This window comes from Streptomyces sp., from assembly GCF_036566765.1.
Classification (GTDB): Bacteria; Actinomycetota; Actinomycetes; order Streptomycetales; family Streptomycetaceae; genus Streptomyces.
Genome location: NZ_DATCVQ010000380.1, coordinates 1 through 10672, shown reverse-complemented (window position 1 = coordinate 10672; position 10672 = coordinate 1). Strand labels below are relative to the sequence as shown.

Annotated in this window: 10 protein-coding genes; 6 read left to right on the top strand and 4 right to left on the bottom strand. The window is 71.3% G+C overall.

Translation table 11 applies throughout. The features are described from left to right. Positions 1 to 462 (top strand): ATP-binding protein (locus tag VIU94_RS22325; protein ID WP_331913628.1); only part of this gene is annotated, 462 nt, incomplete at its 5' end. Between the two features lie 88 nt (positions 463 to 550). On the opposite strand, the gene VIU94_RS22320 is transcribed toward VIU94_RS22325, so the two are convergent. Beyond that, positions 551 to 2737 carry a transglycosylase domain-containing protein gene (locus VIU94_RS22320; protein WP_331913627.1) on the bottom strand — a complete coding sequence of 729 codons (2187 nt, stop codon included), beginning with the start codon at positions 2735 to 2737 and terminating at the stop codon, positions 551 to 553. Between the two features lie 250 nt (positions 2738 to 2987). On the opposite strand from VIU94_RS22320, the gene VIU94_RS22315 reads away from it, so the two are divergent. The 3 genes from VIU94_RS22315 to VIU94_RS22305 are packed head-to-tail and all read left to right on the top strand — an operon-like array spanning position 2988 to position 6549. Beyond that, a complete protein-coding gene (locus VIU94_RS22315) occupies positions 2988 to 3512 on the top strand; it encodes a PadR family transcriptional regulator (RefSeq protein WP_331913626.1) in 525 nt (174 codons plus the stop codon). Further along, positions 3509 to 4189, top strand: coding sequence for an ABC transporter ATP-binding protein (locus VIU94_RS22310; protein WP_331913625.1), 681 nt, complete (start codon positions 3509 to 3511; stop codon positions 4187 to 4189). The genes VIU94_RS22315 and VIU94_RS22310 overlap by 4 nt, the downstream gene beginning before the upstream one ends. Next, positions 4186 to 6549, top strand: coding sequence for an FtsX-like permease family protein (locus VIU94_RS22305; RefSeq protein WP_331913624.1), 2364 nt, complete (start codon positions 4186 to 4188; stop codon positions 6547 to 6549). The genes VIU94_RS22310 and VIU94_RS22305 overlap by 4 nt, the downstream gene beginning before the upstream one ends. Here the strand turns inward: VIU94_RS22305 and VIU94_RS22300 are convergent. Beyond that, positions 6536 to 7522 (bottom strand): hydrogen peroxide-inducible genes activator, encoded by a 987-nt coding sequence (locus VIU94_RS22300; protein ID WP_331913623.1) that lies wholly within the window; start codon positions 7520 to 7522, stop codon positions 6536 to 6538. The genes VIU94_RS22305 and VIU94_RS22300 overlap by 14 nt on opposite strands. 133 nt (positions 7523 to 7655) lie before the next feature. On the opposite strand from VIU94_RS22300, the gene VIU94_RS22295 reads away from it, so the two are divergent. Next, positions 7656 to 8210 (top strand): peroxiredoxin, encoded by a 555-nt coding sequence (locus VIU94_RS22295; protein WP_331913622.1) that lies wholly within the window; start codon positions 7656 to 7658, stop codon positions 8208 to 8210. Between the two features lie 2 nt (positions 8211 to 8212). Then, positions 8213 to 8746: an alkyl hydroperoxide reductase gene (locus VIU94_RS22290; protein WP_331913621.1), complete on the top strand. Its 534-nt coding sequence runs from the start codon at positions 8213 to 8215 to the stop codon at positions 8744 to 8746. Positions 8747 to 8793: 47 nt separating this feature from the next. Here VIU94_RS22290 and VIU94_RS22285 read toward each other — a convergent pair whose 3' ends face one another. After that, positions 8794 to 9471 (bottom strand): hypothetical protein, encoded by a 678-nt coding sequence (locus VIU94_RS22285; protein WP_331913620.1) that lies wholly within the window; start codon positions 9469 to 9471, stop codon positions 8794 to 8796. Beyond that, positions 9468 to 10672, bottom strand: a 1205-nt coding sequence (locus VIU94_RS22280; RefSeq protein WP_331913619.1) for an AI-2E family transporter, incomplete at its 5' end; no start/stop codon positions are given. The genes VIU94_RS22285 and VIU94_RS22280, both read right to left, overlap by 4 nt.

The window sequence follows — 10672 nt, the reverse complement described above, 5'->3', positions numbered from 1 at the left end:
CTCTGCGACGACGTCCTGGACATGCTCGGCCCGGGCGACCGGGACGACGACATTGCGCTGCTCGCGGCCCGCTTCGACGGCATCGCGCCGAGCGATGTCGCGTACTGGTTCCTGGAGCCGGAGGACGCGGCCCCCGGCCGGGCCCGCCGCCTGGCCCGCAGGGCACTGGCCCGCTGGGGGCTGGAGGAGCTGAGCGACTCGGTGGAGCTGCTGGTCAGCGAGGTGGTGCCGAACGCCGTGCGGTACGCCACGCGGCCGGTCACGCTGCGGCTGCTGCGCACCGACGTGCTGCGCTGCGAGGTCGGCGACGACTCTCCGCAGCTGCCGCGGCAGCGCCGGGCGCGGGACACCGACGAGGGCGGCCGCGGGCTGTTCCTGGTGAACCGGTTGGCCCGGCGGTGGGGCGCGACGCGGCTTTCGGGCGGCAAGGTCGTGTGGTTCGAGCTGGCGACCCGGGTGTGAGAGCCGGCCCTCCGACCGTACGCGCACAAAGGGCCGCGGCCCGGACCCCCCTGAGGGTCCGGGCCGCGGCCCTTTCGTCAGCCGCGCGTCACTGGAACGCGCCGTCGACCACGCCGTCGCCCGTGTCCGGCGGGGACACCGTCGTCGTCGGCCGCGTGGGCCTGGTCCGGGTCGGCGTCGGGTCCGGGTCCTGGGACGTCTCGGTGGGCGTCGGGTCCGGGCTCTGAGTCAGCGTCGGCGTCGGGTCCGGGCTCTGGGTCTCGGTCGGCGTCGGGTCCGGGCTCTCGGTGGACTCGGTCCGGCTCGGCACCGGGTCGACGACCTCGGTCTCGTCGACCTCCAGGTCGAACCGCTCGTCGGAGCCGCCGCCGAGCGCCTTCGTGGTGTACGCGCCCCAGATCATCGCGGGCGTCCGGCCGCCGTTGGCCCGGCCCTCGTTGATCGTGTCCGTGAGGGTGACCTGGCCGGTGCCGTCGGGCTTCTCGCCGAACAGGCCCACCGCGGTGACCAGTTCGGGGGTGTAGCCGACGAACCAGGCGGAGCGGTTGTTCTCCGAGGTGCCCGTCTTGCCCGCCGCGTCGTAGTCGCCGGCCGCGCGGAAGCCGGAGCCGGACTCGACCACGCCGGTCATCGCCTTGGTGACGGTGTCGGCCGTCTCGCGGCTGATCGCCCGGCCGCCGATCGACTTCACCGGCTCCGCCTTGCGGTCCTTGTGCTCGGCCGACTTCACGATGGTCGGGGTGACCTTCTTGCCGTGGTTGTCGAGCGTCGCGTAGGCCCCGGCCATGTCCCAGGTGGACGCGCCCATGGTGCCGAGCGACATCGCGGGGTGCTCGCCGAAGTCCTTGCCGTCCTTCATGCCGAGGTCGAGCGCGGTCTTCTTCACGTTGCCGACGCCGACGTCCACGATCATCTGGGCGTAGACGGAGTTGATCGACTTGTTGGTGGCCGTCTGGACGGTCACCGGGCCGTGGCTCTTGTTGTCCTCGTTCTCCGGGGCGAACTCCTCGTCGCCGCCCTCGACGGGACGCTTGCTGGTGCCGTCGTAGACCGTGCCCAGGCCGATCTTGCGGCCGTCCTGGGTGTCGGAGTCGTTCTCCAGGGCGGAGGCGAGCACGATCGGCTTGAAGGTCGAGGCGGGCTGGTAGTCGCGGCGGGTCGCGTTCGACATCCAGTGCTCGGTCGCGCCGACGCCGCCGTACAGGGCGACGACCGCGCCGGTCTTCGGGTCGACGGAGGTCGCGCCGGCCTGGACGACCGCCTGGTCCTTGTCCTTCTTGCGGTCGATCTTGTCCTCGAGCTGCTGGTCGACGGCCTTGACCAGTGCCTTCTGCTTCTTCTCGTCGATGTTGAGGGTGATCGTCCAGCCGCCGGCCTTCAGATCCTTCTCGTTGACGCCCTGGCGGATCAGCTCGGCGTTGGCGGCCTCGACGATGTAGCCGGTCTGGCCCTCCATGCCGGGAGGGGCCTTGGGGGCCTTGGGGACGGGGAAAGTCATCCCGGCCCGCGTCGGGGCGTCGAGCCAGCCCTCCTCGACCATGTTGTTCAGCGTGTAGGCCCAGCGCTCCTGCACGAGACGGCGGCCGGTCTCGTTGGCAGAGGTCCAGTCGTACTGACTGGGGGCCTGGAGCACCGAGGCGAGGTACGCGCCCTGGGCGACGGTCAGCTTCGAGGCGTCCACGCCGTAGTACGCCTGGGCTGCGGCCTGGATGCCATAGGCGTTGCGGCCGTAGTAGCTGGTGTTGATGTACCCGGCGAGGATCTCGTTCTTGGTCATGCGCTGGTCGACCTTGAGGGCGATGACCAGTTCCTTGAGCTTGCGGGTGGCGGTCTGGCTCTGGTCCAGATAGAAGTTCTTGACGTACTGCTGGGTGATGGTCGAGCCGCCCTGCTTGCCCTTGCCGGTGAGCGTGTTCAGCGCGGCGCGGGCGGTGCCCTTGATGTCGACGCCGTTGTCCTTGTAGAAGGACTTGTTCTCGGCCGCGACGAAGGTCTGCTGGACCTTCTCCGGGATCTTCTCCAGACCCACGATCTCCCGGTTGATCTTGCCGTCCCGGGCGAGCACCTTGCCGTTGCTGTACTTGTACACATTGCTCTGCATCGTCGCCTCGGCGTTGGCGTTCGCCGGGATCGGGACGATCAAGTAGGCGGCGTACAGGGCGCCCATGGCGAGCAGGCAGCACACGAAGAACGTGCCAAGGAGTTTGCGCCAGGTGAAGAGACGGCGTATGCCGCCGCCGCCCCGCGGCGCCTGTCGCGTGTCAGCTCGGCCCATCGCTTCGTTGCTCCGCTCGTCGTGTGTGTCGTGAGTCAGCTTCGGAATCAGCTGATGAAGCTAACACCGCTGCCTATGACAAAGGGGAACCGATCCGGCCTTTTCCGGACGTGAGAATCAGCACCCACTCCTGTGGGAACCGACGCGCGGGACGGCCGAAGGGTTGCCCTCGAACCCCGGCGGATCACTCGTACGGGCCGCCCACCATGGCTATACATCGGGGGTATACACACCGTGTAGAGTGACGCGCATGTCCATCGGTCACACCCTCCTCGGGCTCCTCGAGTCCGGCCCCCGGCACGGCTACGACCTCAAGCGCGCCTTCGACGAGAGATTCGGCCACGACCGGCCGCTGCACTACGGGCAGGTCTACTCGACCATGTCCCGGCTCCTGAAGAACGGCCTCGTCGAGGTCGACGCGATCGAGTCCGGCGAAGGCCCCGAGCGCAAGCGGTACGCCATCACCGAGGCCGGGATCACCGATGTCGAGCGCTGGCTCGCGCAGCCGGAGAAGCCCGAGCCGTACCTCCAGTCCGTGCTCTACACCAAGGTCGTGCTCGCGCTGCTCACCGGCCGCGGCGCGGCGGAGCTGCTCGACCTCCAGCGGGCCGAGCACCTGCGGCTGATGCGCGAGCTCACCCGGCGCAAGCTCGACGGCGACCTCGCCGACCAGCTGATCTGCGACCACGCTCTGTTCCACCTCGAAGCCGATCTGCGGTGGCTGGAGCTCACCGCCGCCAGGCTCGACCGACTCGCCGAGGAGATCCGCGCATGACACCCGCCCTGCTCACCGCCACCGGCCTCGACAAGGCGTACGGGCCCACCCCCGCGCTCGCGGGCGCGGCGATGTCGATCCGCGCCGGCGAGGTCGTCGCCGTCATGGGCCCCTCCGGCTCCGGCAAGTCCACGCTGCTGCACTGCCTGGCCGGCATCGTGCGCCCCGACGCCGGGACGATCATGTACGACGGCCGGGAGCTGACCGCCCTGTCCGACACCGCGCGCAGCGCGCTGCGCCGTACCGACTTCGGCTTCGTGTTCCAGTTCGGCCAGCTCGTGCCCGAGCTGACCTGCGTCGAGAACGTGGCCCTGCCGCTGCGCCTGAACGGCGAGCGGCGCAGGAAGGCCGAGGCCCGGGCCGCCGAGTGGCTGGCCCGGCTGGAGGTCGAGGACACCGCCGGGAAGCGCCCCGGCGAGATATCCGGCGGCCAGGGCCAGCGGGTCGCGGTCGCCCGGGCCCTCGTCACCGCCCCGCGCGTGATCTTCGCCGACGAGCCGACCGGCGCGCTCGACTCGCTCAACGGCGAGCGGGTCATGCGGCTGCTCACCGAGGCCGCCCGGGACACCGGCGCCGCGGTCGTCCTCGTCACGCACGAGGCACGGGTCGCGGCCTACTCCGACCGCGAGGTCGTCGTGCGCGACGGCTCGGTGCGGGACACGGCGGTCCTCGCGTGAGCCCCCGTACGAGCGTGCGCACCTGGGCCCGCGACCTGGGCCTCGGCGCGCGGTTCGCCGTGACCGGCGGCCGGCGCGGCCGGATGCGCACCGCCCTGACCGCAATCGGCGTCGGACTCGGCGTCGCCCTGCTGCTGCTCGCCTCGGCCGTCCCGCACATGACGTCCCAGCGCGAGGTGCGCGAGGCCCTGCGGTCGCCGGACGTGAGCCGCACGATCGACCGCCCGGGCCCGGACACCTTTCTGTACATCCATCACCAGACCCTCTACCGCGACAAGACGGTCACCGGCCTGGTGCTGCAACCCGAGGGCCCGGACGCCCCACCGGCCCCGGGCACCACGCGCGTGCCCCGGCCGGACGAGATGCTGGTCTCCCCCGCGCTCGGCGAGCTGCTCGACTCCCCCGAGGGCGCGCTGCTGCGCGAGCGGCTGCCGTACAAGGTCGTCGGCACGATCGGCGACGCCGGGCTCATCGGCCCGGCCGAGCTGCGCTACCTCTCCGGCAGCGACACCATCACCATGGAGAACTACGACGGGCGGGGCGAGAGGTACGGCTACTCGGAGCCCGGGGAGCCGCTGAACGCCTTCCTGCTGCTGCTCGTCGTCATCGCCTGCGTGGTGCTGCTGCTTCCGGTACTGGTCTTCATCGCGACCGCCGTCCGCTTCGGCGGCGAGCAGCGCGACCGGCGGCTCGCCGCGCTGCGCCTGGTCGGCGCCGACAACGCCATGGCCCGCCGGATCGCGGCCGGCGAGGCGCTCGCCGGGGCGCTGCTCGGCCTCGTCTCGGGCGTCGGGATCTTCCTGCTGGCCCGGCAGTTCGCGGGCCGGTTCACCGTCTGGGACGTCAACGCCTTCGCGTCCGACGTGGTCCCGGTGCCCTGGCTGGCCGCGCTGACGCTGACGGTGGTGCCCGTCTCGGCCGTCGTGGTGGCCCTGTTCGCGCTGCGCGGGGTCGCGATCGAGCCGCTGGGCGTCGTCCGGGACAACGCGCCGCGGCCCCGCCGGGTCTGGTGGCGGCTGCTGCTCGTGGCCGCCGGGGTCGCGCTCCTCGCGCGCCAGCTGGGCGAGATCTCGATCGCGAACAACGGGATCGACACGGTCGGCATCGCGGCCGGCGCGGCCCTGATGCTCATCGGGCTGACCACGCTGCTGCCCTGGCTGGTGGAGGCCGCCGTCGGGCGGCTGCGCGGCGGGCCGGTGGCCTGGCAACTGGCCACCCGCAGGCTCCAGTTGAGCAGCGGAACGGCCGCCCGGGCGGTCAGCGGCATCGTCGTCGCCGCGACCGGGGCCATCGCGCTCCAGATGCTGTTCCAGGCCATGCAGGACGACTTCATGCAGGTCACCAACATGGACACCGCGCGGGCCCAGATGGAGACCCATCTGGACGCCCGGGACGGCGACGAGGCCCGCGAGATGATCGAGAAGTTCTCGGCGACGAAGGGCGTCACCGGGGTCATCGGCACGATCAACTCCAACGCGTGGCGGCCCGGCCCGCTGAAGAAGGGCGAGGAGTTCACCCCGATCACCTCGATCACCGTCGCCGACTGCCGCTCGCTGCGGGAGCTCGCGAAGCTGCCGTCGTGCACCGACGGCGACGTCTTCGTCTCCCTGGCGCACAGCCGGCAGGGCGGCCCGGACGACGAGTGGGTCACCCGGACGGCGAAGCCCGGCGCGCAGGTCTCCCTGCGCGACCCCGATGTCCACAAGAAGGGCCCCCTTCCGCTGTGGCGGATTCCGGCCACGGCGCGCACGGTCGACGCGCGCCTCGACCCCATGGGCCAGATCGGGTTCGGCATCCTCGCGACCCCGGCCGCGCTCGACGCGACGCGCCTCAACTCACCGGAGGCCGACGCGATGCTGCAGATCGACCCGGCGGATCCGGACGCCGCCGAGCACGTACGGAACACGGCCGCGTCGGTCGACCCGCTCGCGCGGGTGCAGACCCTGCAGAACCTCGAACGGGACGCTCAGTTCAGCAGCGTCCGCACCGGCATCCTGGTCGGCGCGACCGCGACGATGCTGCTGGTGGCGGCCGCCCTGCTGGTCACGACGCTGGAGCAACTGCGCGACCGCAAGCGGCTGCTGTCCGCGCTGGTCGCCTTCGGCACCCGGCGGACGACCCTGTGCTGGTCGGTGCTGTGGCAGACGGCGGTGCCGATCCTGCTCGGCCTGGCGCTCGCCGTCGTCGGCGGTCTCGCCCTGGGCACGGTGCTGCTGCACATGATCGGCAAGCAGGTCGAGGACTGGCTGATCTTCCTGCCGATCACCGGGGTCGGCGTCGCCCTGATCCTGGGCGTCACGCTGCTCAGCCTGCCGCCGCTGTGGCGCCTGATGCGCGCGGACGGTCTCAGGACGGAGTAGCCCCCGGGTCTGCGCCACGGGTGGCCGCCGGGGCCGCGATCCGGACCGGAAGGCGCTTCATCGCCTCGCGGAGCGCGCCCGCCAGTTCCTCGAACTCGGACTGGCGGGCCGCTCCCGTGCGCATCGCGAGGGCGATCCGGCGGGACGGCGCCGGGACCGCGAAGTCCCCGGTGAGCAGGGCCGTGTTGCGGGCCGTCTCGACCTTCACCGCGGTGCGCGGGAGCAGCGTCACGCCGAGCCCTCCAGCGACCAGCTGGACCAGCGTCGAAAGCCCGGCCGCCGTCGTGGTGACCGGCGTCCCCTCCGTACGGCCGGCCTCGCGGCAGATGTCGAGGGCCTGGTCACGCAGGCAGTGGCCCTCGTCGAGCAGCAGCAGATCGAGCTCCTTCAGGGCCTCGCGCGGGATGTCCGCGCGCCCGGCCAGCGGGTGCGCGTCGGGGGCGACCAGGACGAAGTCCTCGTCGAACAGCGGCAGTTCGGTAACCCCGGGCATGCCGAGCGGCACCGCGAGCAGCAGCAGGTCGAGCCGCCCGCCAGCCAGCCCTTCGAGCAGCGACGCGGTCTGCTCCTCGTGGACCTGGAGGTCCAGCTCCGGGTAGCGGGTGTGGACGAGCCGCAGCACGGTCGGCAGCAGGTACGGGGCGACCGTCGGGATCACGCCGAGCCGCAGCACGCCGGTGAACGGGGCCTGCGCCGCCTCCGCCTCCTCCATCAGCTCCCCCACCGCGTCGAGCACCGCGCCGGCCCGCACCGCGAGCCGCTCGCCGGCGGGCGAGAGCAGCACCTTGCGCGTCGTACGCTCGAGGAGCTGGACACCGAGTGCCTCCTCGAGAGCCGAGACCGCGCCCGAGAGCGCGGGCTGGCTCATCCCGATGGCCGCCGCCGCGTCCCGGAAGTGGAGATGCTCCGCGACTGCCGCGAAGGCTCTGAGCTGGGAGAGGCTGGGCTGCTTGACCCGCCGGACTGGAACCACTGATAACCACCTTCGATCAACCCGACCCAGTCTAGCTATTTCACTGATCAATGCACCGCGTGCCATGCTGTGGGCCGTCCAACCCCTCACGGAAGACCCCAAAAGGGCACCTTCCACCTTGCAAGGAGAGCGCGTGCTCACTGTCGGCGACAAGTTCCCCACCTACGACCTGACCGCCTGCGTGTCGCTGGAGAGCGGCAAGGAGTTCGCGCAGATCGACCACAAGTCCTACGAGGGCCAGTGGCGCGTGGTGTTCTTCTGGCCGAAGGACTTCACCTTCGTCTGCCCCACCGAGATCGCCGCCTTCGGCAAGCTGAACGAGGAGTTCGCGGACCGCGACGCCCAGATCCTCGGCGTCTCCGGCGACTCCGAGTTCGTCCACCACGCCTGGCGCAAGGACCACGCCGACCTGCGTGACCTGCCCTTCCCGATGCTCGCCGACTCCAAGCACGAGCTCATGCGCGACTGCGGCGTCCAGGGCGAGGACGGCTTCGCCCAGCGCGCCGTCTTCATCGTGGACCCGAACAACGAGATCCAGTTCACCATGGTGACCGCCGGCTCCGTCGGCCGTAACCCCAAGGAGGTCCTGCGGGTCCTCGACGCCCTGCAGACCGACGAGCTCTGCCCGTGCAACTGGAACAAGGGCGAGGACACCCTCGACGCCGGCCAGCTCCTGGCCGGTGAGTGAGCATGGCCCTCGATGAGCTGAAGTCCGCCGTACCGGACTACGCCAAGGACCTGAAGCTGAACCTCGGTTCGGTCATCGGCAACAGCGACCTGCCTGCGCAGCAGCTCTGGGGCACGGTCCTGGCCTGCGCGATCGCCTCGCGCTCGCCGAAGGTCCTCGCGGAGCTGGAGCCGGAGGCCAAGGCCAACCTCACGCCCGAGGCGTACCAGGCCGCCAAGTCCGCCGCCGCGATCATGGCGATGAACAACGTCTTCTACCGGACCCGGCACCTGCTGTCGGACCCGGAGTACGGGACGCTGCGCGCCGGTCTGCGGATGAACGTCATCGGCAACCCGGGCGTCGAGAAGATCGACTTCGAGCTCTGGTCGCTGGCCGTCTCCGCGATCAACGGCTGCGGCCAGTGCCTGGACTCGCACGAGCAGGTGCTCCGCAAGGCCGGAGCGGACCGCGAGACGATCCAGGAGGCCTTCAAGATCGCCTCGGTGATCCAGGCGGTCGGCACGGTCCTCGACGCGGAAGCGGTCATCGCCCAGTAGCAGGGTCGTACGCGAAGGGCCCCGGGGTTCGCCCCGGGGCCCTGTCGTCATTTCTTGAGCGCGGCCATCAGGGCCCGCATGTCCTGGGTCAGCGGGACCTCGATCCCGGAGAGGTCGATCGGCTTCGTCTGCTCGATGGTCTTGCCCGTGGTCTCGTTCCAGCTGAACTGGGAGTAGAGCGTGATGTCGAGCTCGGCCTGACCGTCCAGGACGGAGAGCGTCGCCCCTTGGTCGCCCTCCCGCCGGAAGTACGCCTCCTCGCCGAGTCCGTCCACCGGCTCGGCCTCCTCCAGGAGCTGCGTCCGGGCGGCGAACTCGGGCCCCGGGTCGACCACCTTGTGCAGCGTGTACGTGACCGACACGCTGTACCCGCTCTCCGGGGGCCCGTACGACAGCGCGCAGCTCGCCTGGTCCACGGCACGGTGCTTCACGGGTTCCTGCGCACCGTCCTGGGACCGCGTCCCGAGGACGACGCCGAGCGCCTTCAGCTCGGCTTTCCGGCACAGTTCGCCGGCATGCCCGTACCCGCCCAGGTCCGGACCCCGGTCCTGGTACCGCTCATACGCGTAGAGCCCGCCGCCCCACACCGCCGAGGCGACCACCACGCCGCCGAGCGCCCACAGCCATGGGCGGGGCTGCCGCGGTGCGCGCGGCTCCTCGGGCGGGCGCAGCGGCTCCGCGACGGGGAAGTCCTCCCCGCCCACCAGCTCCGGCTCGGATATCACGCGCCGCTCCCGTCGCCGGTCCGGGCGACCGAGCCCGGGGCGGCGATCGGGGCGACCTCGTACGCGGTCGCGCCGCGCGGCTCCGGCGAGGCGCGCAGGGCCTGTTCGTGGCTGTACGCGCGCAGGTAGCCGACCACCGTGTTGGTGACCGCGACCAGCGGCACCGCGACCACCGCGCCGCCGATGCCGGCGGTCAGGCCGCCGGCCGCGACCGCGAGAACCACCGCCAGCGGGTGGACCCGGACCGCGCGGCCGAGGATGAACGGCTGCAGCACATGGCCCTCGATCTGCTGCACCGCCAGGACCACCACCAGGACCATCAGCGCGGTGAACACGCCGTTGGTGACCAGCGCGACGACGACGGCCAGCGCCCCGGAGACCACCGCGCCGACGAGCGGGATGAACGCGAAGAGGAAGATGAAGACGGCGAGCGGCACCGCCATCGGCACGCCGAGGAAGTAGATGCCGACGCCGATGAAGATCGCGTCGATGAGCGCCACCAGGACCGTGCCGCGCACGTACGCGGTGAGGGTCCGCCAGGCCCGCGGACCCGCGCCCGCGACGCCGGGCCGGGCCTGGGCGGGCACCAGCTTCAGCGTCCACTGCCACACCCTCTTGCCGTCGTACAGCAGGAAGAGCGTGGAGAACATCGCGAGCAGTATCCCGGTCAGCGCCTCGACGACCACGGTGACGCCCTGGAGTCCGGCGGAGGTGATCTGCTCGGTGTTGGCGCCGATGGTGTCGCTCAGGTTCTTGGCGATGTCGTTGATCTGCTGCTCGGTCACATGGAAGGGGCTGTCGAGGAGCCAGCGCTTGAGCTCCTCGATGCCGTCCCTGACCCGGTCGGACAGGTTGTCGATGTTGTCCATGACCTGCCAGACCACGAACCAGCCGACGAGCCCCATGAGGACGAAGCCGGCCACGGCGGTGACGGCGGTCGCCAACCCGTGCGGCAGCCCCACGCGGCGCAGCCGGGTCACGGTGGGCTGGAGCAGGGCGGTGATGAGCAGCGCCGCGACGAAGGCCAGCACCACGAGCTGGATGGCGCTGATCACCTTCATCAGCACCCACAGGGTGCCCGCGAGGACGAGCAGTCGCCAGCCTGCCTCGCCGGCGACCCGCATCCCCCACGGGATGGCGGCGACCGGGTCGGGCCGTGCGGCGACCGCCGGCGCATAGGCCGGCGGCGGGGGCACCGAAG